We start from the raw sequence: 23519 nt of genomic DNA, 5'->3' as shown, positions 1-23519 counted from the left end.
TTCATCGTGGGGTTTCGAGAACGAAGTCGCTGGGGGAGAGCAGCACGAGGTGCGCGCGCTCGTGACCGGCGCGGAGGCGTGCCGCGGAGTCGGCGCCGTTCAGAAGGGCCGAAAGGTACCCCGCGGCGAAGGCGTCGCCAGCCCCGACGGGCTCGACGACCTGCGTCGGGATCGCCGGAACGAAGGTCACGCGGTCTTCGCCGTGCCCGCTGCGCTCGAAGTCCGTGCGCTCGAATTCCGTGGCGCCGATGGCGCCGTCCTTGATCACGAGGCGGTGCGGCTCGGGAAGCAGCATGCGCACCTCGGCCGCGGTCAGGCATCCCCAGAGCGATTCGGCCTCGTCGAGTCCGACGAAGACGAGGTCGGCACGCTGGGCCAGGGCGAGGAGCGCGGGAGCTGCGGGGTCGGACTTCCACAGCGGCGCCCGATGATTGACGTCGAAGCTCAAGATCGCGTCGCTGGACGAGACACGATCGAAGACGGCATCCATGAGCTCGGCACAACTGGGCGACAGGGCGGGTGTGATGCCGGAGACATGCACGGCCTCCGCCTTCTCCAACGGCACGGATGCGATCGAGGCGGCATCCATGCACGACGCCGCGGACCCGCTGCGGTAGTAGAGCACCCCGTTGCCCGGATCCTTGAAGTACACACCTGTGGGAGCGTGTGGGTCGACGGTGACCCACTGCACGTCCACGCCGCGCCGTTCCACCTCACGCCGCACGCGGCGGCCGAGCACGTCGTCGCCGACCGCGCTGACCCAGGCGCTGCTGAGGCCCAGGGCGGCGGCGTGCGTGGCCACGTTCGACTCCGCACCGCCGATGTGCAGGCGCAGATCCTCGGCCGTGGCCAGCGATTCGCCATTGCCCGGCGTGATCATCACCATCGTCTCGCCCACCGTCAGAAGGCGAGGCACGGGGGCGTCACCGGCAGGCTCGGGCGTTGCAGAACTCATGACAGCAGTGTGATCACCTGCTGCACATCGTGCAACGTCGGTTGTACTATTTGCACAGCTACCTCGACGTTGCGACCTGGACGCGCTCGAGAACGGAGCGACACAGATGACTGAAAAGCTGTCCACACCGGCCGCGTCGTCCGAGCTCCTCACCGCACGGGACAAGGGCCTCCCGGCGCGCGCGGGAGGGATGACCGCCGCCGACTTCCTCGCGACGCAGCCCCGGCTCTCCGAGTTCTGGACGCCGCTGCTCGTGCTGGACGACGCGGCGATGCGGCACAACATCGACACCATGGCCGCCTGGTGCGACGCTCGCGGCCTGGAGCTCATGCCGCACGGCAAGACCACGATGGCGCCCGCCTTGTGGCAGCGCCAGTTGGACGCCGGATGCGCCGGCATCACCCTGGCCACCATGGGGCAGGTGCGCACCGCGCGCAGCTTCGGACTGCGCTCCATCATGCTCGCGAACGCGGTGGTGGACGACCGGTCGCTGCGGTACCTCGCCCGTGAGCTGGCGGATCCCGACGTGCGCTTCCTGTGCTGGGTGGACTCTGTGCAGACGATCGAGGCGATGGAAGAGACGCTGAGCCATGCGGCGCTGCCACGTCCGGTGGACGTGTGCGTCGAACTCGGCGCACCGGGCGGTCGTACCGGCGCCCGCAGCGTGGCCGAGGCGACGCGAGTGGCCGAGCGCGTGGCATCCTCGGCCGTTCTCCGGCTCGCGGGTGTGGCGGGATACGAGGGCAGCCTCGCCCACGATCGCTCGGAAGCCGGACTTCGTGCCGTGCGCGACTACCTCGAGCGGCAGGTCGAGCTGCATCTGGGCATCCACGCGCTGTACGACGACGGGAACATCGTGGTGACGGCGGGAGGGAGCGCCTACTTCGACGTGGTGGCGGAGGTGTACGGGGCTGCGGGTGCAGGCGTGGACGCGACAGCCCGCCGTGGCGGTGGCCGCACCAGGTTCGTGCTGCGCTCGGGCGCGTACATCGTGCACGACGACGGCTTCTACCGGCGGATCTCGCCGTTCGACGAGGCCGGGACCAGCGCCGACGGACCGAGGTTCCTGCCCGCCATGCGCGGGATCGCGCGCGTGGTCTCTCATCCGGAAACCGGCCTGGCGCTGCTCGACGGCGGCAAGCGCGACTTCCCCTTCGATGAAGGGTTGCCTGTGCCCAGGGGGTGGGCGACCGAGCTGGGGGAATCGTGGTCGCCCCTTGATGGCTCCGCGATCTCGGCCATGAACGATCAGCACAGTTATCTGCGACCGGGTGAAGCGGTGCCGGGCGGCTCGCTGCCGGTGGGCTCCGTCGTGCAGCTCGGGCTGTCGCACCCGTGCACGGCCTTCGACAAGTGGCGGGTGATTCCCGTAGTCGACTCGTGGGAGTCGCATCGTGTCGTCGAACTGGTGCGTACGTACTTCTGAGTGACGCGTAAACGTGTGGCAGCGAACGGAAGGACCAGATGAACCGGCGTGAGGGCCGCCTCGTGCTGCGCGGCGGCACGATCGTCGATCAGGAGGACCTGCGGCGCGCGGATATCGCGGTCGCGGGCGGCGTCATCGTCGCCCTCGGAGAGGTGGCAGCGGAAGACGGCGACCACCTCGTCGACTGCGGCGACCGCCTTGTGCTTCCCGGCTTCGTCGACGCGCACTCCCACGCAGACGGCCTGATGTCCGATGACGGGGTGCAGCGTGCCCTGCTCCGCCAGGGCGTCACGACCGTGATCGCCGGGCAGGACGGGGTGTCGTACGCCCCAGGCGACGGCGCTTACGCCAGCGAGTACTTCGCCGCCATCAACGGGCCGTATGAGGCGTATCGCGGCGGAGGAGTCGCGGGCTATCTCGCGAGTGTGGACGGCGCATCCCGGCTGAATGCCGCCTATCTCGTTCCGGCGGGCACGGTTCGGCAGCTGGTGTGCGGTCGCTCGCGCGAGGAAGCGGATTCCGACCAGGTGATCGCCATGTCTGCTCTCGTGGAGCAGGGCATGCGGGAGGGAGCGGTCGGACTCTCCACCGGACTCGACTACGTTCCCGGGGCATTTCAATCCACGGGGGAGATCGCAGCGCTCTGCGAGCCTGTCGCTCGAGCTGGCGGCGTTTACGTCAGCCATATGCGCGGAGGGTATGAGGCGAACGCAGCGGCGGGCATCCAGGAGATCGCCAGCATCGCCGGACTGGTGCGTGAGCGGACCGGCGCCGAGCTTGCGGTGCACGTATCGCACTTCCATGCCGACGCGGACATCGTTCTGGGCCAGCTCGACGTTCTGGCGCGCCTCGGTGTCGACGTCACATTCGACGCCTACCCGTACGTCAGGGCGTGCACGCTGCTGGGCATGCCCTTGCTGCCGCCAGAGCTCTCGGTCCGCCCCGTCGCGGAGGCCGTGCGCGCTCTCGAAGACGAAGCCGAGCGCGATCGGCTTCGTCGGGAATGGTTCCCGCTGGTGACGCAGAACCCCAGCCTCGGACCCGGGTGGCCCGCCATGATCACGCTTGCCCACATCGATGCCGCGTCTTTCGCCTGGGCGCACGGGTTGACCATCGAGGAGGCCGCAAGGCGGGCGGGGGAGGATCCGATCGATTTCGCGCTCGACCTGCTGCGGGCATCCGGCTTGCGGGTCAACGCGGTCATGTCGGTACGTCATGCGCGGCCGGTGAGCGAGCTCGCCCGGATCTTCTCGCATCCGCGGCACGTCGCCGGCTCCGACGGCATCTTCATCGGCGCGCATCCTCATCCGCGCGGCAGGGGCACCTTCGCTCGCTACCTGCGCGAGTACGTTCGTGCGACCGGCACGTGGTCGTGGGCGGACGCCGTTCGCCACCTCTCGAGGACATCGGCGGAACGGTTCGGGCTCGGTGCTCGTGGCCGCATCTCGCTCGGCGCGGTCGCCGACCTCATCGTCGTGGATCCGCACGCGGTTGCCGACACCGCCAGCTATGACGAGCCGCTGGGCGAGGCGATCGGCATCGACGACGTGGTCGTGGGAGGCACGCAGGTGCTCTCCGGTGGGGAACTGGTGGATGCCCGCCCCGGCCGCGGGCTGCGACGTGCGGCCGGACCGGTTCGCGAGGGCAAGGGGTGACGGCATGTCTCAGAGCGTGAAGCGTGCGGCAGGCATCCTCGACTCGATCGCCGCCCAGCCGAAGTCGGTCGCCCAGCTTGCCGAGGAGTTCGGCCTTCACCGCAGCACGATGTTCCGGGAGCTGCAGACACTCGAAGAGGTCGGTTTCGCTCGCAGGAGGAAGGACGGCACGTATGCGCCTGCCTTCCGCCTCGCTGTGCTCGGTGCGGCGTCGCTCGAGAGCCTCGACCTGCGTGAGGCCGCTTACACCGCCGTGCGGAGGCTGCACAGGTTCGTCGGAAACACGGTGCACGTGGCGGCTCTCGTGGAAGACGAGATCGTCTATGTGGACAAGGTCGAGGATGCGGGCCGGGTGCGCCTGTACTCCCGCGTGGGTTCGCCCGTGCGGCCGCAGTGCAGCGCGCTCGGCAAGGCGATCCTCGCGGTGCTTCCCGAGACCCGGCGTGACGACGTGCTCCGCGGGGTCGACTGGCGCCGCTACACGGATCGGACCATCACCACACGTGACAGGCTGGATGTCGAACTCGCGAAGGTGGCGCAACGTGGGTGGGCGGCCGACGACGGCGAGTTCGAAGACGTCGTCAACTGTGTCGCGGTACCCATCACCAGTTCCGCCGGGGTGGTCGGCGCCCTCTCGCTCACCGCGCTCCGGGTCGTGCACGACCTCGACCAGCTCGAAACAAGGCTGCCGCTGCTGCAGGAGGCGGCCCAGCGCATCTCCCGCGAGCTCGGGTGACCGCCGGTTGGCACTCGGCGGAAAACGACCGGCTGCCGACGACAGAGCAGCCGCAGACAGACCATCGATGAAGGGAAAACAACCATGACGAAGTCCGCCGTCCACACCTCACGTGCGCCGCAACCGGCCGGGCCGTACAGCCAGGGCGTCGTGGCGAACGGATTCTTCTACACGGCAGGTTTCGGCCCCCAGGACCCCGCGACCGGCACCGTGCCAGACGGGGTTGCCGAGCAGACCCGTCAGGTGCTGCGCAATGTCGGTGCCGTGCTGGCCGAGCGAGGCCTCACCCTGGACGACTGCGTGAAGACCACGGTGCACCTTGCGGACTTGGCGGACTTCGCCGAGTTCAACTCGGCGTATCAGGAGTTCTTCACCGCGCCCTATCCGGTGCGCACGACGGTTGGGTCGCAGCTGGCAAACATTCTGGTGGAGATCGATGTCGTGGCCGCGCTTCCCGCTCCGTGAGGGCCGCCGGAACCCCATCGGGTGGGGTGACGGAGTCGGCGAGGGTTGCGATCGGTCGCGACGCCGCATGTTAGTTTGACAGAACAAAGTGTGGTAGCGTGGCGGTCATCGCACGCAGCAGCAGGAGGCCGTTCCACGCCTCGCGCCGCGTACACCGAGTCGACGAGGGAGTGGCCGAGGCATGACGGAAACGGGCATGGCGCACCAGCCGCAGCAGCCTGGGCAAGCCGCCGCCGAGGAGCCGGTGCAGGCATCCGCAAGCGGGCCGTTCGACCTCATCACGATGGGCCGCATAGGTGTCGACATCTACCCGCTGCAAGACGGCGTGGGCCTCGAAGAGGTGCAGACGTTCGGCAAGTACCTCGGCGGCAGCGCGACCAACGTCGCCATCGCGGCCGCCAGGCATGGCCTGCGCAGCGCCGTGATCACCGGCACGGGAGAAGACCCGTTCGGCCGCTACGCGCACCTCGAACTGCGCCGTCTCGGCGTCGACGACAGGTTCGTCAAGACGGTGCCCGGCCTGAACACGCCCGTCACCTTCTGCGAGATCTTTCCGCCTGACGACTTTCCCCTCTACTTCTACCGGGAACCCATCGCGCCAGACCTCACGATCACGGCGAAAGACCTCGATCTCGATCGCATCAGCGGCTCTCGCATCTTCTGGGCGACGGTGACGGGGCTTTCCAGGGAGCCGAGCCGAACCGCCCACCACGTTGCCTGGGATGCCCGTGGTCGCCGTCCGCTCACGGTGCTCGACCTCGACTACCGGCCGATGTTCTGGCCGTCGCCCGAGGCGGCGACCGTCGAGGTGGAGCGCGCGCTCGACCACGTGACCGTTGCCGTGGGCAATCGCGAGGAGTGCGCCGTGGCCGTGGGGGAGACCGACCCGCACCGTGCGGCGGATGCCCTGCTCGAGCGCGGCGTGGAACTCGCGGTCGTGAAGCAGGGACCACGCGGCGTGCTCGCCAAGACGAAGGACGAGACGGTCGAGGTTCCGCCGTTCGCCGTGCAGGTCGTCAACGGTCTCGGCGCAGGGGACGGCTTCGGAGGAGCGCTCTGCTACGGGCTGCTGCAGGGCTGGGACCTGCGCCGGGTCATCCGATTCGCGAACGTCGCGGGTGCGATCGTGGCCAGCCGCCGCGAGTGCTCGACCGCCATGCCCTCGACCGCGGAGGTCGACCAGCTCATCGAGGAGGCCGACCGTGTCAGCGCCTGAGGTCATCCGCGCCGATGCCGGGGCCCGGCGGTCGCCAGCGATCACCGACGACGCCTTCGCCCGGCTGCGGGCAACGCGGCAGCGCGACCCCGAGTCGATCGGGAGGGCGCTGGCATCCCGCACCAAGCGACCGCTCGTGCGCGACGATGGACGGCTCTTCATCGTCGCCGCCGACCACCCCGCACGGGGTGCACTCGGCGTGCGCACCGACCCGCTCGCCATGGCGAACCGCTACGACCTGCTGCTGCGGCTTGCCCTCGCGCTGTCCCGCCCCGGCGTCGACGGCGTGCTCGGCACGCCCGACATCATCGAGGACCTCGCACTGCTCGGCGCCCTCGACGGCAAGATCGCCGTCGGCTCCATGAACAGAGGGGGCCTGCGCGGGGCGGTCTTCGAGATGGACGACCGCTACACGGGTTACGACGTCGACTCGATCACGAGGTCAAAACTGGATGCCGCAAAGCTGCTCGTGCGCGTCAACCTGCAGGATGCCGCAACCGCGCGCACCCTTGAGCAGACCGCGCGTGCGGTGACGGCATCCGCTCAGGCGAAGCTGCCCATCATGCTGGAGCCGTTCATGAGCGAATGGACCGACGGCCGCATCGTCAACGATCTGTCGACGGATGCCGTCATCACCTCCGTCGCCATCGCCTCCGGCCTCGGCGCCTCCTCCGCCTACACGTGGCTGAAACTGCCCGTCGTCGCCGAGATGGAACGCGTGATGCAAGCGACCACGCTTCCCACGCTGCTTCTCGGCGGGGACAGCGATGCGGATGCCGACGCCACGTATGCAGCGTGGGAATCGGCTCTCGCACTCCCGGGCGTGCACGGCCTCGTGGTCGGTCGCACACTGCTCTACCCGCACGACGATGACGTGGCCAAGGCCGTCGACATCGCCGCCGCCCTCGTCCACGGCCGCTGACGGCGCAACCGCTCCGCAGCAGGCATCCTCGTTCGCCTCCGAAGGGAACACCATGACCAACACCACCGAAGCCCCCGCCCTGGCAGGCACGGGATCGGCCCTGCCCGTCGTCTCGCACTGGATCGACGGTGCGGAGTACCCGTCGGCAAGCGGCCGAACGGCCCCCGTCTACAACCCCGCGCTCGGTATCGAGGCGAAACGTGTGGCGCTCGCCGACCAGGCCGAGATCGACGCGGCGATCGCGTCGGCGCAGCGTGGATTCGAGGTGTGGAGCCGCTACTCGATCGCCAAGCGCCAGGCCGTGCTCTTCGCCTTCCGGGAGCTGCTCAACTCGCGCAAGAACGAACTGGCGGAGATCATCACGTCCGAGCACGGAAAGGTGCTCTCCGACGCGCTCGGCGAGATCAACCGCGGGCAGGAGGTGGTCGAACTCGCCACCGGGTTCCCGCACCTGACGAAGGGCGCGTTCAGCGAGAGCGCATCGACGGGCATCGACGTCTACTCCATCAGGCAGCCGCTCGGCGTCGTCGGCATCATCAGCCCGTTCAACTTTCCCGCGATGGTGCCCATGTGGTTCTTCCCCGTGGCGATCGCGGCGGGCAACGCGGTAGTGCTCAAGCCGAGCGAGAAGGACCCGTCGGCATCGCTCTGGCTGGCCGAGCTCTGGAAGGAAGCGGGCCTGCCCGACGGTGTGTTCACGGTGCTGCAGGGCGACAAGCTCGCGGTCGACGGACTGCTCACGAGCCCCGTCGTGCAGTCCATCTCGTTCGTCGGCTCGACGCCGATCGCCCAGTACATCTACGAGACGGCCGCGAAGAACGGCAAGCGCGTGCAGGCGCTCGGCGGTGCCAAGAACCACATGCTTGTGCTGCCGGATGCCGACCTCGACCTGGTCGCGGACCAGGCGGTGAACGCCGGGTATGGCGCGGCGGGCGAGCGCTGCATGGCCGTCTCGGTCGTGCTGGCCGTAGGCGACGTGGCCGACGAGCTGATCGACAAGATCGCTGAGCGCATCGGCCGTCTCCGCATCGGCAACGGTGCGGGAGGCGCCGACGGCGAACCCGACCTCGGTCCGCTCATCTCCCGCGAGCACCGCCAGAAGGTGGCCGGGTACGTGGACATCGCAGAGGCAGACGGCGGCAAGATCGTCGTCGACGGCCGCTCGGTGACCGTCGAAGGCGCAGAGGACGGATTCTTCTTCGGCCCGACTCTCATCGACGACATGCCGATCGCATCCCGCGCCTACCAGGAGGAGATCTTCGGCCCGGTGCTGCAGGTCGTGCGCGTGAAGACGTTCCAGGAGGGCCTCGACCTCATCAACTCCGGCCAGTTCGGAAACGGCACGGCCATCTTCACCAACGACGGCGGCGCTGCACGGCGTTTCCAGAGCGAGGTGCAGGTGGGCATGATCGGCATCAACGTGCCGATCCCGGTTCCCGTGGCGTACCACTCCTTCGGAGGCTGGAAGAACTCGCTCTTCGGCGACGCCAAGGCATACGGTGCCCACGGGTTCGACTTCTTCACGAGGGAGAAGGCCATCACGAGCCGGTGGCTCGACCCTTCGTCCCAGAACAACCCGCATCGCGGCATCAACCTCGGATTCCCGCAGAACGACTGAGGCGAAAGGCGAGAGCGTCACTATGACAGTGCGCAACGAATGGTTCTTCCCGAGGGGAGTCCTCGCGCGGGGTGAGTGGGAGTCCGTGGTCGACGACGGCATCGAGGGGTGGCGACACACCGGCATCCGCATCGCGCATCTCGACGACGGGGCCGCCTCGTTGCCCGCCGGCGACGTCGAACGCATCGTGGTGCCGCTGACCGGGGGCTTCGAGGTGGAGCACGATGGCGAGACCACGGCACTGGCCGGACGCGAGAGCGTCTTCGACGGCCCGACGGACGTGCTGTTCGTGGGTGCCGGCCAGACGATCCACCTGCACGGCACGGGGCGCGTGGCCGTCGCCGAAGCCGTCACGACCGACCGCAAGCCGAGCAGGTACATCCCGAAGGCCGACGTCCCCGTCGAGGTGCGCGGCGCAGGCAGGGACACCAGGCGGGTGCACAACTTCGGCACGTCGGGCGCGCTCGACGCCGCGGCCATCATCGCGTGCGAGGTGATCACGCCGGCGGGCAACTGGTCGTCGCATCCCGCGCACAAGCACGACGACGATGTGCCTGGTCGCGAATCGCGCCTCGAGGAGATCTATTACTTCGAGTCGGCCCCGGCCGGCGGTCTGAATGCGCCTGCCGACGCGGATGCCTTCGGCACGTTCGCCGCATACTCTTCGCCTGCCGGCGACATCGATACCAGTGCCATGGTGCGCACCGGAGACATCGCACTCGTGCCGTTCGGATACCACGGGCCGGCGGCAGCGCCTCCCGAGTACGACCTCTACTACCTCAATGTGATGGCCGGACCTGGCGACGAGCGCGCCTGGCTCATCACCGACGACCCGCGGCAGACCTGGATCAGGACGACGTGGGAGAGCGACGGAGCACCCCGATGACCACGCGACGGATGACGGTAGGACAGGCGCTCGTCGAGTTCCTGGGGCACCAGTGGACAGTCGACGGTGACGTGCGCGAGCGCACCGTGCCTGGCATCCTCGGCATCTTCGGGCACGGCAACGTGGCGGGGCTCGGCCAGGCGCTGAAGCAGTACAACGTGCTGCAGCCGGCGCTGCTGCCGTACCACCAGGCCCGCAACGAGCAGGCCATGGTGCACCAGGCGGTCGGATTCGCTCGCGTGCACCGCCGGCGCGCGACCCTCGCCTCGGCCGCGTCAGTCGGCCCAGGGGCGGCGAACATGCTCACCGGAGCAGCGCTCGCCACGGCCAACCGGCTGCCCGCGCTGCTCTTGCCCAGCGACACGTTCGCGACGAGGGTGGCGGATCCCGTGTTGCAGCAACTGGAGCATCCGCACGACATCGGGCTGCAGGTCACCGACGCCTTCCGACCGCTTTCGCGGTTCTTCGACCGGGTGCAGCGCCCTGAGCAGCTGTACTCCATCGCGCTGGCCGCACTGCGTGTGCTCACCGACCCGGCAGAGACCGGGGCTGTGACGATAGCGCTTCCCGAGGACGTGCAGGCGGAAGCGCTCGATGTGCCGGAGGAATTCCTGCGGGACAGGGAGTGGCGCATTCGTCGTCCCGTTCCCGAGCGATGGGCCCTGGATGCCGCGGTCGCGGCGATTCGCGGCGCGAAGCATCCGTTCATCGTCGCGGGCGGTGGCGTCATCTACTCAGGCGCCGAGGACGCACTGCGCGCGCTCGTGGAGGCGACCGGCATCCCGGTCGGAACGAGTCAGGCCGGTGGCGGATCGTTGAACTGGGATCACCCGCAGTACCTGGGGGGTGTGGGTGCCACCGGAACGACGGCCGCCAACCGTCTGGCCGCCGACGCAGACGTCGTGATCGGCATCGGCACGAGGTACAGCGACTTCACGACGGCCAGCCGCACGGTGTTCCAGAACCCCGACGTGACGTTCGTCAACATCAACATCGCCCCGTTCGACGCCTACAAGCACGGAACGCAGCTGCCGGTCATTGCGGATGCCCGCGAGACGCTGGCCGCGTTGCTGCCGGCGCTCGAGTGCTACCTGGTCGACCCCGCATACACCGAGGCGATCGACCGCGAGAAGCGGGCGTGGGATGCCGTCGTGGACTCCGCGTTCGAGGCGGGCGACGCCGAGTTGCCCGGCCAGGCGCAGATCATCGGGGCTGTGCAGTCCGCGAGCGCACCGGAGGATGTCGTGGTGCAGGCGGCCGGGTCGCTGCCGGGAGACCTGCACAAGCTGTGGCGCGTGCGCGATCCGCTCGGCTACCACGTGGAATACGCGTTCTCCACGATGGGCTACGAGATCGCCGGCGGCATGGGCGTGAAACGCGGGCTCGAGGCTCTCGGCGACGAGCGGGACGTCATCGTCATGGTGGGCGACGGCTCGTACCTGATGCTGCACACCGAACTCGCCACCGCCGTCGCAGAGGGCATCAAGATCATCGTGGTGCTCATCCAGAACGAGGGCTACGCATCGATCGGGCACCTCTCCGAGACGGTCGGATCCGAGCGGTTCGGAACACGGTACAGGTACCTGAATCGCGACGAGCACAACTTCGAGTCCGGCCGTCTGCTCGACGCCGTCGACCTCGCCGCGAACGCGCGCAGCTACGGTATCGACGTCGTCGAGATCGAGCCGGGCGCCGACGCGGTGGCCCGCCTGCACGACGCGGTCGTCGCCGCGAAGGCGCGCGAGGCATCCACGCTCATCCACATCCACTCCGACCCCTTCGCGTACGCGCCGGACGGTGGTGGGTGGTGGGACGTGCCCGTCGCGCAGGTGTCTGAGCTCGACAGCACACGGCGGGCCTACGACGAGTACACCGAACAACGCACGAAGCAGCGGCCCCTGCTCGGCTGAGCACCGCGAATCACGGAACAAGAAGGACGGACATGACGGATACCGCAGCGGTGCCTACCGGAACACGAGGCCTGCGCATCGGCACGGCTCCCGACTCCTGGGGTGTGTGGTTCCCCGACGACCCGCGGCAGACGCCCTGGCAGCGGTTCCTCGACGAGGCGCAGGCGGCGGGCTATCACTGGATCGAGCTCGGGCCGTACGGATACCTGCCGACCGACCCGCACCAGCTGCAGGACGAACTCGGCAAGCGCGATCTCGAACTCTCGGCCGGCACCGTCTTCACGGGCTTCCACAAAGGCGAGGAGCAGTGGCAGCGCGCCTGGGAACAGGCGGTCAAGGTCGCCGGGCTCGCACATGCGCTCGGCGCCGAGCACATCGTCGTCATCCCCGACCTGTGGCGCTCGGATGCCACGGGCGAGACCCTCGAGCCCCGCACGCTCAGCGACGAGCAGTGGCAGAAGCTCGCCGCCGGACACGACCGGCTCGGCAAAGCGCTGCTGGAGGAGTACGGAGTGCACCAGCAGTTCCACTCGCACGCCGACAGCCACATCGGCACACGCGGCGAGGTCGAGAAGCTGCTCCAGCTCACCGATCCGCGATACCTCAACCTCTGCCTCGACACCGGGCACTACGCCTATTACGGCGGCGACAGCGTGCGGCTGATCAGGGAGCATCCCGACCGCATCGGATACCTGCACCTCAAGCAGATCGACCAGGAGCTGCGCTTCGACGTGCTGAAGAACGATGTGCCGTTCGCCGACTCCGCGATCGACATCATGGTCGAGCCACCCGCGGGCATCCCCGACTTCGCACCCATCATCGAGGCGGTCAGCGCCATCGACGAGAACATCTTCGCCATCGTCGAGCAGGACATGCCGGGCGTCGACATCGAGAAGCCGCTCGGCATAGCCACCCGCACACGAGAGCACATCTTCGGCTGCACGCCGCTCACGCGCGTGCGCTGACCTACACCTCCACCCACAAGAGAGAGACCAGCATGACCACCAGCAGCGACCTGCGCGTCGGTGTCGTCGGCGCCGGAATAATGGGCGCCGACCACGTGCGCCGGCTGACGAACGCCATCACCGGAACGACCGTGTCGGCCATCATCGAGCCGGACGCCGGGCGCGCGCAGGCGGCAGCGGCCGTGACCACGGACGGCGGCCGCGAAGGAGCAGCGGTCTACCAGCACATCGAGGATGCCCTGACGGCGGATGCGATGGACGCCGTGCTCATCGCCACGCCCGGCCAGTTCCACGAGCCGGTGCTGCTGCCCGCGCTCGAGGCGGGCATCCCGATTCTCTGCGAGAAGCCGCTGACGCAGGACCCTGAGTCGTCGTGGCGCATCGTCGAGGCCGAGCAGAAGACCGGCAAGCACCTGATCCAGGTGGGCTTCATGCGACGGTTCGACGTGCAGTACCGGCAGCTTCGGGAGCTCATCGCCTCGGGAACCGCTGGCGAGCTGCTCATGCTGCGCGGCGTGCACCGCAACCCGTCGGTGCCCGACAGCTACACGCAGGAGATGCTCATCACCGACTCGGTGGTGCACGAGTTCGATGTGGTCCCGTGGCTGGCGGGTGCGAGCATCCGTACCGTCGAGGTCCACTACGGCAAGCGCAACGCGCTGAGCCCCGAGCGGCTGCGTGAACCGATCCTCGTGCTCATGCAACTGGACAACGGCGTGCTCGTCGATGTCGAGATGAACGTGAGCGTGCAGTTCGGCTACCAGGTGGCCACCGAGGCCGTGTTCCAGCGCGGCGTCGCACGGATCGGGCAGCCGGAGGGCCTTCAGCTGTGGCAGGACGGGCGGTTCGGCATCGCCGAGCACCAGAGCTACACCACGAGGTTCAAGCAGGCGTACGACGTCGAGGTGCAGGCCTGGGCCGATGCAGCGAGGCAGGGCACCATCGCCGGTCCCTCGGCGTGGGACGGATTCAAGGTGGCGGTCGCCTGCGCCGCAGGCGTGAAGGCGCTGAAGTCGGAGGTGCCGGTCGAGCTGAACCTGCCCGAAACGCCCGAGTTTTACGCATAGCCCGGTCGGTGCAAGGAGGAGCCCCATGGTGAGGATCGCGCTCGACCCCACGCCGTACCACTCGACGCACTCGTTCCTCGAGTTCTTCAACGTTGCGGCATCGGCCGGTTACGAGTGGATCCAACTCACCCCGCACCCCGACTTCGTCCCGTTCTTCGCCCACCCGCGAGTCGATGCCGCGTACCTGCGCGCCGTGAAGAAGCGCGCGAAGGATGCCGGCGTGGGCATCTCGTCGCTGCTTCCCGTGCAGCGCTGGTCGTGGCCCGACGAGCTTCCGCGGGAGGCGGCCGTGCGCAACTGGAAACGGATCATCGAGATCGCTCAGGAGCTCGAGGTCGAGGCGATCAACACCGAGTTCTCCGGCAGGCCGGAACGTGCGGAGGAGTCTGAGGCCGGGTTCTATCGCTCGATGGAAGAGCTGTTGCCGCTGATCGAGGCATCCGGTGTGCGCGTGAACATCGACCCGCATCCCGACGACTTCGTCGAGGATGCCCTCGAGGCCTGGCGCATCATCCGCGGCCTGGATTCGGATGCAGTGGGCCAGGTCTACGTCGCCAGCCACACCTTCCACTACGGCGACCGAGCGACCACGCTCATCCCCGAGCTCGGGGAACGACTCGGCGCGGTCTACACGGCCGACACCTTCGACCACCGCCGCTCGCACGGGCTGCGATACATCACGAACCCGCCGGGGAACGCCGCTCGCGTGCACCAGCACCTGAGGATCGGCGACGGCGACGTGGACTGGACCGAGCTGTTCGGCGCGCTGCGGGCATCCGGGTTCTTCGAACGCGACGACGCGATCATCTGCTCGAACGTATTCGCCGAGGACGAGAGCGCCGACGAGACGTCTCGCTACCAGCTCGAGCGCATCGGGGAGCTCATTGCCGGAGCAGCTCGATGACGGCCCGCGAGCTCGGCATCGGACTCGTCAGCGTCGGCTGGATGGGCCGCGCGCACTCGCGTGCCTACCGCAACGTGCGCGAGCACTACCCGGAGCTGCCTGTTCGTCCCCGGCTCGTCGTGGCCGCCGACGTGGTGGAGGCGAACCGAGCGGATGCCGTCGACCTGCTCGGCTTCGAGCGAGCAGTGTCCGATTATCGCGAGGTGATCGACGACCCGGCCGTGCAGGCCGTCTCGATCTGTGCACCCAACCATCTGCACCGCGAGGTCGCGCTCGCCGCAGCAGCGGCGGGCAAGCCGTTCTGGATCGAGAAGCCCATGGGTCGTGGCCTCGCCGAGAGCGACGACATAGCTCGCGCCGTGGCGGAAGCAGGCCTGGTGACCGCGGTGGGCTTCAGCTACCGCAACCCGCCCGCGGTGGCCAAGGCCCGCCGCCTCATCGAGTCGGGACGACTCGGCCGGATCACCAACGTGCGAGTCTCGTTCCTCGCCGACTATTCGTCGGAGCCGGAGGATGCCCTGACCTGGCGCTTCATCCGCGATCGGGCGGGTTCCGGCGTGTACGGCGACCTGCTCTCCCACGGCTTCGACCTCGCTTCCCATCTGGTCGGCTCCATCGCCGAGGTGTCGGCGGTGCAGGACACCTTCATCGCGCAGCGGCCGACGGTGACCGGCACCGCGATCGGTCACACGGCAACCGCAACTGGCGCACCGGCGGCGGTGGAGAACGAGGACTATGCAGCGGTGCTTGCCAGGTTCGAGAACGGCGCGCTCGGCGTGTTCGAGTCGAGCCGGGTGGCCGTCGGGCCTCGGGCGGAATACGTCATCGACGTGTACGGGACGGAGGGTTCGCTCCGCTGGGACTTCCAGCGCATGAACGAACTGCAGGTGGCCGCGCGCGGCGACCGCGACTACGGCTACACCACGCTCTACGCACAGCCGGGAGACGGCGACTTTGCGCGGTTTCAGCCTGGCGGCGGAACCGGAATGGGGTTCGACGACCTCAAGACCGTCGAAGCCGCAGCGTTCCTGCGCTCGATCGCCGAGGGCGTGCAGCACGGTCCCTCGGTCGCCGAGGGGCGCACGGCGGCGGCGGTCGTCGATGCCGCGGAGCGGTCAGGGCACACCCGGCAGTGGATGGCCGTCTGAGCATCACAGGCGCAACCGAACGCATGGTGGGGATGCGCCGCGCAAGAGCATGCCCCAAGCATGGGGGTGGCGCCGTCGGCAACCCTGAGCCGGCCTTGAGCACGGCACGCTCTCTTACCTGAGGTTCGCGCGGGAACATAGACGCAGGCGGGGTTCCCCACCCCGTACAGAACTCGAAATCCCCCTTCGAGTGAGGCCGCCTCCCGACCCGAACGGTGAGGCGGCCACAACTTTAATGGCCACTGCGCCGGCAACTGCGGCCCTGAACGGCCACGGCGCCGAACGGCCACGACTCTGAACCGTCACAGCGCTGAACGGCCACGACTCTCAAGCGTCACAGCGGTGACCGGTTGTCAGCGGGCGAGCGACGCCTCGAGCGCGGCGTCCGCTGCCATGAGCACGCTCGCTGCCGCCTCAACCCCCTCGACCCGGCCGAGTTCGACATCCTCGTGCTCGATGTTGACGTGCATCTCCGGGTCGACCTCGTGGAGCGCGCGAAGGAACTCGGTCCAGTAGCCGACGTCGTGTCCCTTTCCAAGGGCGACGAAATCCCACGATGACGGCCTCGGCCACTCATTCGCCCACTCGTCACCGCCCAGGTTCGTGCGCGGCTCCTCGGACGAAAGACGCCTGAAGCCGTTGTCGAGCACGCCGTTCAGCGCCACAGTCGCCCGGTTGATACGCACGTCCTTCGCGGCCGCGTGGAACACCAGGGAGCCGAGGTGCCGCACGACGGCGACGGGGTCCATCTGCTGCCAGAACAGGTGCGAGGCATCCAGTTCGACGCCGATGTTCGTTGCGCCGGTGAGATCGATGAGCTTGTGCACGCTGGCGCAGTTGAAGACCACGTTCTGCGGGTGCAGCTCGAGCGCCACCTTCACGTCGTGGTCCCGTGCCAGCCGGTCGATGTCGCGCCAGAAGCCCGCCACGATCTCCCATTGGTAGTCGAGCACCTCGAGGGCGGCCGAGTTCCAGGCGTTGACGATCCAGTTCGTCCTCATGGCGCCCGGCTCACCGCCTGGCAAGCCCGACATGGTCACCACCCTGTGCTGGCCGAGCCGCTCGGCGAGGCGGATCGACCTGCGCACGTCTTCTGCATGCTTGGGGCCGATGACCGGATTCGGATGCAGCGGGTTGCCGTTGCAGTTGAGCCCCGCGATCGAGACTCCCGTGCCTTCGAACTGGGCGAGGAAGTCGTCGCGGGCGGCATCGCTCACCAGGATGTCGTCGATGTTCGGCACGTGGACCGGAGGGAGGAACCCACCCGTGTTCAGCTCGATGCCCGTGAGACCGACACCGGCGACGACCTCGATGGCCTCGATGGCCTCCGGCAGCGTGCGGTCGTGCAGGATCGCGTCGTAGAGTCCAAGCCTCATCGTCGAGCGATCTCCACTTCCCGTCCCCCGTAGAGCGCCGACTCCGCAACAGCGGCGAGCAGCCGCATGTTGTGCAGGCCCTCGGCGAACCCGGCGTTGCGGGGGAGTGACTCCGACTCGGGGATGCCCGCCACCTCCTCGAGGAAGGCGCGTGCTTGGAAGACGAACCCGTCGTTCTGGCCGATGCCGACCCCGGGGGCATCCATGGCAAGCCCGCCGCGCCAGTACGGATGCTCAGGGCCGAGCACCACGGTGCGGTAACCGTTGACGCCGGCATCGGCAGTGTCATCGGAGAGGAACACGCGCACCTCGCCGGGGTGGCGGAAGTCGAACGACGCGGACCCGTTCTCGCCGAATACCTCGATGCCGAGCGTGTTCGGGTGTCCGGCCGAGACCCGCGACACCTGCAGGGTCGCCGTTGCGCCGCTTGCCAATCTGGCGGAGAAAGCAGCGATGTCGTCGTTCTCCACCGCCTCGCGCTCGTCGCTCACGGCGGCGCGCTCATGACCCACGACCGCACCGAGCGGCTTAGGCCGGGATCGGATGACGGTGTTCAGCGTTCCTCCGCGCACGGCCTCGATGCGGCTATCGGCCGCGAACTCGGCGAGGTAGCTGAGGTGGCTGCCGACATCAGCAAGAGCGCCAGATCCGGACGGGCCCTTGTAACGCCAGCTGATCGGCGCATCGGGGTCGCATCCGTAGTCGGTCCAGTAGTAGGCGTTGACGTGCACAGCCCGGCCGAGCCGTCCGGATCGCACGAGTTCGTTCACGAAGGCGAAGCCCGGCTGCCGCAGGAACGTGAGCCCGATGCGCGCTAGCGTCGGGGCGGCATCCGCGACAGCGACCATGGCCTGGGCGTCTTCGATGCTGTCGGAAAGTGGCTTCTCGCACAGAACGTGCTTGCCCGCGGCGAGGAGGCCCTCGACGATCTCGCGGTGCAGCGAGTTCGCCACGACGACGCTCACGACCTGGATGTCGTCTGCAGCGGCGATCGCCTGCCACGACGTGTCGTGTCGTTCGAACCCGAACCGTGCGGAAGCCTCTGCGGCGAGCGGTTCGTATGCGTCGGCGATCGAAACGAGCCGCACTGGTGGCAGCGCAGCGCGATACAGGGTGGGTGCTGCACGGTAGGCGGCGGCGTGCGCCTTGCCTGCCATGCCGGCGCCGATGACGGCGACGCCGATGTCGGTCACACTCAACCGGTCCTCCTCGAGCGGTCGTGGGTACTTGAGCGGCCACGCGGGCCCGCTTTGACAGTATGTCAGGTCATATTGGGAAATAATAGTATTTGTCGGATTGACAGAACATAAGGACCGTGTAAGCCGGGTGCGGTCAGCGGCCCTCGACGGCCGCCGAGCCTCTCGACCCCGTGCGGCTCGACGACACCCACACGACGAAGGAGTCGCGATGTCTCATTCCTCGACCGAGAGCGGCAGGCCAACACGCACGCTCCCGACCTTGACGCCAGGCCCATACCGCAAGCGCCTCGGCATGGTCGCGCTGATCGCCACGTTCGGCGGTCTGCTGTTCGGCTACGACACGAGCGTCATCAACGGTGCGCTCAACCCGATGAAGGCAGAACTCGGCCTGACCCCGTTCACCGAGGGCGTCGTGACCAGTTCACTGCTCTTCGGTGCCGCGGTCGGAGCGGTGACCGGCGGCCGCATCTCGGATGCCTGGGGCCGACGCAAGACCATCATTGTGCTGGCGGTGCTGTTCTTCATCGGTGCGTTGTTCTGTGTGTTCACTCCCGACCTGACGTTCATGGTCGTCGGGCGCGTGATCCTCGGCCTCGCGGTGGGCGCCGCATCGACCGTCGTGCCGGTGTTCCTGGCCGAGCTCGCGCCGTACGAGATCCGTGGCTCACTCGCCGGCCGCAACGAGATGATGATCGTGATCGGCCAGCTCGCCGCTCTCGTGATCAACGCCATCATCGGCACCATCTGGGGCGACATCGGATGGATCTGGCGCGTCATGCTCGCCTTCGAGGTCGTTCCGGCCGCTGCATTGTTCATCGGGATGCTCCGTGTGCCGGAGTCACCCCGCTGGCTGGCGGAGAAGGGCCGCATCGACGAAGCGCTGGAGATCCTCAAATCGCTGCGTCCCGTCGAGCGCGCGGAGCCGGAGCTCGAGGACATCACGGCCGTCGTGCGCGAGGAGCGCGAGCAGATCGCCATGGATTGGCGCAGCATCCTGAAGAACAAGTGGCTGATCCGCATCTTGCTCATCGGCATCGGGCTGGGCGTCGCTCAGCAGTTCACCGGGATCAATTCGATCATGTACTACGGGCAGAGCGTGCTGATCGAGTCCGGCTTCTCCAAGTCGGCGGCGCTCATCGCAAACCTCGGCCCCGGCATCATCGCCGTCATCGGCGCGATCATCGCCCTCCAGATGATGGACCGGTTCAGCAGACGCAAGACGTTCCTCATCGGCTTCTCGCTGACCGCGCTCTGCCACATCCTCATCGGGCTCGCGTCCCTCATGCTTCCGCCAGGAAACCCGCTGCGCCCGTTCGTCATCCTGTTCCTGGTCGTTGCGTTCGTCGGCTCGATGCAGACGTTCCTCAACGTTGCCGTCTGGGTGACGCTCTCCGAGATCTTCCCGCTGAAGATGCGTGCGTTCGGAATGGGTGTTTCCGTCTTCATGCTCTGGATCGCGAACGCGTTCCTCGGGCTCTACTTCCCGTCGCTCATCGATGCGGTGGGAATCACGGGGTCGTTCTTCATCTTCGCCGCCCTCGGCATCCTGTCCCTCATCTTCGTCTACACGCAGGTGCCCGAGACGCGTGGACGCACGCTCGAGGAACTCGAGGAAGACGTCACGACGGGTGCCATCTACCTGCCGGAGAAGAAGGCCGGCGCCGCAGACGCCGCGCGCTGATCGCCGCGAGCCGGGTCGTCTGCTCGGCAGGCCGCCCGGCTCGCCGCATGTCGACCAGGTCGACGCGGCTCACTTGTTGACGAGAGTGATCTCGAACGCGTAGAGGTCGGGACGGTAGCAGTGGTGGCCGTACTCGACAGCCTTGCCGTTGTTGTTGTAGGCGGTGCGGTCCATGGTGAGCACGGGGCCGTGGTCCTTGATGTCGAGGAGATCGCTCTCCTCGCGTGTCGCCGTCCGAGCCCCGATCGTCTGCTGCGCGACGCTGAGCATCGTGCCCTTTGCACGCATGAGCTGGTAGAGGCCGCGCGAGCGCAGGTCCTCGTCGGAGATGCCCGTGAACTCCTCAGGGAGGAAGTTCTCCAGAACCGCCAGCGGCACACCGTCGGACGACCGCACCCGTCGCACGTGCAGCACGGGCGATCCCTTCGGAACGGAGAGCACCTCGGCGATGTGGTCGTCTGCCTCGATCACCTCACGCGAGAGCAACGTCGTGCTCGGATGCTTGCTCCCGAGCTCGAGATCGTCGTACAGGCTCGTCAGTTCCACCTTGCGCGTGAGCGGTCGTTGCACCACCTGGGTGCCGATGCCCCGCCTGCGCACGAGGAGGCCCTTACCGACCAGCTCCTGGATGGCCCGGCGCACCGTCGGGCGGGACAGTCCGAGCCTCTCACCCAGCGCTATCTCGTTCTCGAGCCTGGCTCCCGGCGGAAGCACGCCGTCTACGATCGCCTGCTCGATCTTCGTCGCCACCTGGAAGTACATCGGGATCGGACCTGAGCGGTCGATGTCGATGAACAGCTCGGAGGGCAGGGTCGTCTGCCGGGTGATGGTCTCGGGCATCCGTGCTCCCTGCGACAAAGGCCGAACTTTGTCACAAGGTTACGTCATAGCGTTGCGGCGGCCCTATTCCACGAGCTCATCGATCGACAGCAGGTTTTCGCCGTAGCGCACGTAACCGCGGCTTCGGGGCTTGCCGTCGTCACCGAGGTCGAACCGCAGCCGTGCGCCGTCCTGCACGCCCGACCAGCAGGCCTTGACGCGCATCTCACCGTGCTCTTCGCCCGTGAGCTGAACATCGGCCTCGTACTCAGTGCCCATGGTCAAGGAACTGACCGCGCGTTCGACGCCGCTGTAGAACCGCAAGCCGTCGTCGCTGTAGTCGACGTATCGCACCACGGCCGAGGTCGGCGTGCCAGGGCCGCCGGCCTCACGCTCGAACTCCAGGTGCCCGGAATGCGTCCCTGCGATGCGGCCCGTGGGTACGGGTGAGGCGGCGCGCTTCAGCAACTCCTCGGCGGCGGCGCCCGTGACGCCGTACGGCACGGCTGCAGGTGTCGTCTGCGCGGCCACGGGTTCGCCCGGCACGACGTCGTGGAGCTTCGCGATCCGGATGCGCATGGCTGGCTCGCCGCCATCACCGCGGCTCCCGCGGAGGGTTTCCATCCACATCGAACGGCGTCCGTCCGGATGCCACGACATGGGCGAGCAGTACACCCATGAGCCCTCGGGATCGTTGAGCGCGACTCCCACGTACCCCGGATCCGTCATGGAACGCTCGATGTCGATGAGGGCGGGGCCGATGTTCCCCTGCCGGAACTGGCGCACGCCATCGACGCTGTAGACGTAGAGCGTCCAGGCCAGCGTCATGCCCACGAGATTGGCGTGGGGACGAGGAAGCAGGCCGAGGAAGGCCGGGTTCGTGCCCCGCGATGCGCGCGAGGTCATCACCATGCCGAGTCTCTCGTCGGGCGAGAAGATGGTCGTCTCGTCGTATCCGGGCGTTCTGGTGATGCGGGTGACGCTGCCGGTGACGAGGTCTTGCACCACCGAGTCCGTGAGTGCGCCACCGCCATCGCCCACGGCCGAGATGGCCGTGCCGCCGTGCACGAACTGCTTGACCTCACCACCGCGCATGGGCGAGGTGGTGAAGTATCCGGGCCTGGCGGCTTCCGGCGTCAGAAGGTCGGTGCTGCTGATGATGGCCGGATCGTCGATGACGTAACGGTCGGCGGTGCGCCTGAGTAGACCGATCGCCACGACGGCGGTCAGGTCCCTGCGCAACGCCGTCCAGGCGATGTGATCGTCGTGCGACACGATGATCTCGGACCAGTGGTGGGAGGTGAGCGGATCGTCGGTGAGGTTCCACGGGTAGTCGACCTGGACGAGTTCCGCGCTCGAGCAGTCGTCGATGCTGGGGGAGCACTCCAAAACGTAGTCGCCGAGCAGCACTCGCGAGTTGTCTGCGAACGGCATATGCCTGATGCCGTTGGCCGTCGGATGCTCCGGGATGCGGCCGGAGAAGACGGTGGTGAACCGCCCGCCGTCGTCGTCCATGACGGCGGCATTGAACCAGTCCTGAACCTCCGGATCGTCGTCCGAGCGATAGAACACGAATACCCGACCCGAGATCGTGTAGGTGGCGCTCACGACCCGTAGGCCCTGCGGCACCGGGACATCCAGGCTCTCGACGACGCCGAACTCGTCGGTGGCGATCTTCATGGGTTGCTCTCGCCCCTTCTCTCCGTTGCGGTGCCCGCCGTACGGGAACGGCGGGCGTGCTGCGACGGTAGCACCAAAATAGAATCAGGACACTATTTTGACGAGACAACGAAATCCGCGGCTTGACCGGGCCCTGATCAAGCAGTGCGTGCTGTGCGCTCCTGCGCGTGCGCGACGAGCTCGTCGAAGTCGGGGATGACCGTGGTCAGGAACTCGTGGAACGCCCGCTCCATGCTCACCGCCTCGCGATCGAACAGCCACTGCGCCTGGAGGCCGTTGAGCAGCCCGATGGTCTGCGTCGCGAGGTCCGCAGGCGACGCGCCTGGCCGCAGGAGTCCACGGTCGGCCAGTGACTGGAACGCCAGACGGTGGAACTCGCGCACGTTGCGGTAGTGCTGGATGTAGTGGGTGTGTGCCGGATGCTCCGGCGATGCCGCCTCACCCGAGACCACGGTGTGCAACTCGAGAAGTCCGGGACGCCGCTCGTTGTTGCGGATGACCGCGAGCATCCCGCTGAAGACTCCGACGGGATTCGACTCCCAGTCGAGTGCGTCGATCGAGGCGAGGAACTCCTGGTCGCGCTCGGCCCGCAGGTCGAGAACCGCGCTGAGGAGGTCTTCCTTCTTCGCGAAGTGATGGAGCAGCCCGGTGTAGCTGATGCCTGCCCGGCTCGCGATGTCTTTCATCGTGGAGCCGTGGAACCCGCTTTCGGCGAACGCCTCGATACAGGCCTCGAGGATGCGCTGCCGAGTGGCTGCAGTCTTCGCGTACGGCCCCCTGCCGCCTGACTTGCTCACGCTGCCACGATAGTCGCCGCGATGAAAATAGTGTTGCGATTCGAGATTCACGTATAGTGTGTGCACAACGGCGCCTGTTCTCGTGTCGTTCATC

General features: G+C 67.7%; 20 protein-coding genes. 14 read left to right on the top strand and 6 right to left on the bottom strand.

Annotated features, from left to right (window positions below; all coding sequences use genetic code 11):
• Position 1 precedes the first annotated feature (1 nt).
• Positions 2–955: a sugar kinase gene (locus ACO2Q7_RS06035; RefSeq protein WP_423354707.1), complete on the bottom strand. Its 954-nt coding sequence runs from the start codon at positions 953–955 to the stop codon at positions 2–4.
• Between the two features lie 106 nt (positions 956–1061).
• Here ACO2Q7_RS06035 and ACO2Q7_RS06030 point away from each other — a divergent pair, with 106 nt between their 5' ends.
• From ACO2Q7_RS06030 to ACO2Q7_RS05970, 13 genes are all read left to right on the top strand, one after another.
• On the top strand, positions 1062–2381 hold the full coding sequence (locus ACO2Q7_RS06030) for an amino acid aldolase (protein ID WP_423354706.1): 1320 nt from the start codon (positions 1062–1064) through the stop codon (positions 2379–2381).
• Between the two features lie 38 nt (positions 2382–2419).
• On the top strand, positions 2420–4036 hold the full coding sequence (locus ACO2Q7_RS06025; protein ID WP_423354705.1) for an N-acyl-D-amino-acid deacylase family protein: 1617 nt from the start codon (positions 2420–2422) through the stop codon (positions 4034–4036).
• A gap of 4 nt (positions 4037–4040) precedes the next feature.
• Entirely contained in the window at positions 4041–4772 is a 732-nt protein-coding gene (locus tag ACO2Q7_RS06020) for an IclR family transcriptional regulator (RefSeq protein ID WP_423354704.1), read from the top strand.
• An 84-nt stretch (positions 4773–4856) separates the two neighbouring features.
• On the top strand, positions 4857–5237 hold the full coding sequence (locus tag ACO2Q7_RS06015) for a RidA family protein (protein WP_423354703.1): 381 nt from the start codon (positions 4857–4859) through the stop codon (positions 5235–5237).
• 181 nt (positions 5238–5418) lie between these two features.
• A complete protein-coding gene (iolC, locus tag ACO2Q7_RS06010; RefSeq protein WP_423354702.1) occupies positions 5419–6453 on the top strand; it encodes a 5-dehydro-2-deoxygluconokinase in 1035 nt (344 codons plus the stop codon).
• 40 nt (positions 6454–6493) lie between these two features.
• Positions 6494–7375, top strand: coding sequence for a Cgl0159 family (beta/alpha)8-fold protein (locus ACO2Q7_RS06005; protein ID WP_423355979.1), 882 nt, complete (start codon positions 6494–6496; stop codon positions 7373–7375).
• A 52-nt stretch (positions 7376–7427) separates the two neighbouring features.
• The gene (locus tag ACO2Q7_RS06000) at positions 7428–8993 is read left to right on the top strand and encodes a CoA-acylating methylmalonate-semialdehyde dehydrogenase (RefSeq protein WP_423354701.1); all 1566 of its coding nucleotides are present in this window, start codon (positions 7428–7430) and stop codon (positions 8991–8993) included.
• A 22-nt stretch (positions 8994–9015) separates the two neighbouring features.
• On the top strand, positions 9016–9879 hold the full coding sequence (gene iolB / locus ACO2Q7_RS05995; RefSeq protein WP_423354700.1) for a 5-deoxy-glucuronate isomerase: 864 nt from the start codon (positions 9016–9018) through the stop codon (positions 9877–9879).
• On the top strand, positions 9876–11789 hold the full coding sequence (iolD, locus tag ACO2Q7_RS05990) for a 3D-(3,5/4)-trihydroxycyclohexane-1,2-dione acylhydrolase (decyclizing) (RefSeq protein ID WP_423354699.1): 1914 nt from the start codon (positions 9876–9878) through the stop codon (positions 11787–11789). Before iolB ends, iolD begins: the two co-directional genes overlap by 4 nt.
• A gap of 32 nt (positions 11790–11821) precedes the next feature.
• On the top strand, positions 11822–12754 hold the full coding sequence (locus ACO2Q7_RS05985) for a sugar phosphate isomerase/epimerase family protein (protein WP_423354698.1): 933 nt from the start codon (positions 11822–11824) through the stop codon (positions 12752–12754).
• A 32-nt stretch (positions 12755–12786) separates the two neighbouring features.
• Positions 12787–13821, top strand: a complete 1035-nt coding sequence (locus ACO2Q7_RS05980; protein WP_423354697.1) for a Gfo/Idh/MocA family protein — start codon at positions 12787–12789, stop codon at positions 13819–13821.
• Between the two features lie 25 nt (positions 13822–13846).
• Positions 13847–14725 carry a sugar phosphate isomerase/epimerase family protein gene (locus ACO2Q7_RS05975; RefSeq protein WP_423354696.1) on the top strand — a complete coding sequence of 293 codons (879 nt, stop codon included), beginning with the start codon at positions 13847–13849 and terminating at the stop codon, positions 14723–14725.
• Positions 14722–15873: a Gfo/Idh/MocA family protein gene (locus tag ACO2Q7_RS05970; RefSeq protein WP_423354695.1), complete on the top strand. Its 1152-nt coding sequence runs from the start codon at positions 14722–14724 to the stop codon at positions 15871–15873. Before ACO2Q7_RS05975 ends, ACO2Q7_RS05970 begins: the two co-directional genes overlap by 4 nt.
• A 353-nt stretch (positions 15874–16226) precedes the next feature.
• On the opposite strand, the gene ACO2Q7_RS05965 is transcribed toward ACO2Q7_RS05970, so the two are convergent.
• Positions 16227–17249, bottom strand: coding sequence for a sugar phosphate isomerase/epimerase family protein (locus tag ACO2Q7_RS05965; RefSeq protein WP_423354694.1), 1023 nt, complete (start codon positions 17247–17249; stop codon positions 16227–16229).
• Entirely contained in the window at positions 17246–18448 is a 1203-nt protein-coding gene (locus ACO2Q7_RS05960) for a Gfo/Idh/MocA family protein (protein ID WP_423354693.1), read from the bottom strand. The genes ACO2Q7_RS05965 and ACO2Q7_RS05960 overlap by 4 nt, the downstream gene beginning before the upstream one ends.
• Before the next feature lie 208 nt (positions 18449–18656).
• Here ACO2Q7_RS05960 and ACO2Q7_RS05955 point away from each other — a divergent pair, with 208 nt between their 5' ends.
• Positions 18657–20129: a sugar porter family MFS transporter gene (locus tag ACO2Q7_RS05955; protein ID WP_423354692.1), complete on the top strand. Its 1473-nt coding sequence runs from the start codon at positions 18657–18659 to the stop codon at positions 20127–20129.
• Between the two features lie 69 nt (positions 20130–20198).
• Here the strand turns inward: ACO2Q7_RS05955 and ACO2Q7_RS05950 are convergent, their stop codons facing one another.
• From ACO2Q7_RS05950 to ACO2Q7_RS05940, 3 genes are all read right to left on the bottom strand, one after another.
• Complete coding sequence (locus ACO2Q7_RS05950; protein ID WP_423354691.1) at positions 20199–20969, bottom strand: GntR family transcriptional regulator; 771 nt, start codon at positions 20967–20969, stop codon at positions 20199–20201.
• 63 nt (positions 20970–21032) lie between these two features.
• Positions 21033–22628 carry a hypothetical protein gene (locus ACO2Q7_RS05945; RefSeq protein ID WP_423354690.1) on the bottom strand — a complete coding sequence of 532 codons (1596 nt, stop codon included), beginning with the start codon at positions 22626–22628 and terminating at the stop codon, positions 21033–21035.
• A 137-nt stretch (positions 22629–22765) separates the two neighbouring features.
• A complete protein-coding gene (locus ACO2Q7_RS05940; RefSeq protein ID WP_423354689.1) occupies positions 22766–23425 on the bottom strand; it encodes a TetR/AcrR family transcriptional regulator in 660 nt (219 codons plus the stop codon).
• Positions 23426–23519: the final 94 nt, after the last annotated feature.

The organism is Rathayibacter sp. KR2-224 (genome assembly GCF_049446075.1).
In the GTDB taxonomy this organism is placed as follows: Bacteria; Actinomycetota; Actinomycetes; order Actinomycetales; family Microbacteriaceae; genus Humibacter.
This window is presented reverse-complemented; position numbering and strand designations above follow the sequence as displayed.

Coding starts and splice junctions, on each gene's coding strand:
- iolD (WP_423354699.1), top strand. CDS start 9,876: ATGACCACGCGACGGATGACGGTAGGACAGGCGCTCGTCGAGTTCCTG.
- ACO2Q7_RS05950 (WP_423354691.1), bottom strand. CDS start 20,969: ATGCCCGAGACCATCACCCGGCAGACGACCCTGCCCTCCGAGCTGTTC.
- ACO2Q7_RS05945 (WP_423354690.1), bottom strand. CDS start 22,628: ATGAAGATCGCCACCGACGAGTTCGGCGTCGTCGAGAGCCTGGATGTC.
- ACO2Q7_RS06035 (WP_423354707.1), bottom strand. CDS start 955: ATGAGTTCTGCAACGCCCGAGCCTGCCGGTGACGCCCCCGTGCCTCGC.
- ACO2Q7_RS06000 (WP_423354701.1), top strand. CDS start 7,428: ATGACCAACACCACCGAAGCCCCCGCCCTGGCAGGCACGGGATCGGCC.
- iolC (WP_423354702.1), top strand. CDS start 5,419: ATGACGGAAACGGGCATGGCGCACCAGCCGCAGCAGCCTGGGCAAGCC.
- ACO2Q7_RS05985 (WP_423354698.1), top strand. CDS start 11,822: ATGACGGATACCGCAGCGGTGCCTACCGGAACACGAGGCCTGCGCATC.
- ACO2Q7_RS05965 (WP_423354694.1), bottom strand. CDS start 17,249: ATGAGGCTTGGACTCTACGACGCGATCCTGCACGACCGCACGCTGCCG.
- ACO2Q7_RS05970 (WP_423354695.1), top strand. CDS start 14,722: ATGACGGCCCGCGAGCTCGGCATCGGACTCGTCAGCGTCGGCTGGATG.
- ACO2Q7_RS06025 (WP_423354705.1), top strand. CDS start 2,420: ATGAACCGGCGTGAGGGCCGCCTCGTGCTGCGCGGCGGCACGATCGTC.
- ACO2Q7_RS06030 (WP_423354706.1), top strand. CDS start 1,062: ATGACTGAAAAGCTGTCCACACCGGCCGCGTCGTCCGAGCTCCTCACC.
- ACO2Q7_RS05975 (WP_423354696.1), top strand. CDS start 13,847: ATGGTGAGGATCGCGCTCGACCCCACGCCGTACCACTCGACGCACTCG.
- ACO2Q7_RS06020 (WP_423354704.1), top strand. CDS start 4,041: ATGTCTCAGAGCGTGAAGCGTGCGGCAGGCATCCTCGACTCGATCGCC.
- iolB (WP_423354700.1), top strand. CDS start 9,016: ATGACAGTGCGCAACGAATGGTTCTTCCCGAGGGGAGTCCTCGCGCGG.
- ACO2Q7_RS05955 (WP_423354692.1), top strand. CDS start 18,657: ATGTCTCATTCCTCGACCGAGAGCGGCAGGCCAACACGCACGCTCCCG.
- ACO2Q7_RS06015 (WP_423354703.1), top strand. CDS start 4,857: ATGACGAAGTCCGCCGTCCACACCTCACGTGCGCCGCAACCGGCCGGG.
- ACO2Q7_RS05980 (WP_423354697.1), top strand. CDS start 12,787: ATGACCACCAGCAGCGACCTGCGCGTCGGTGTCGTCGGCGCCGGAATA.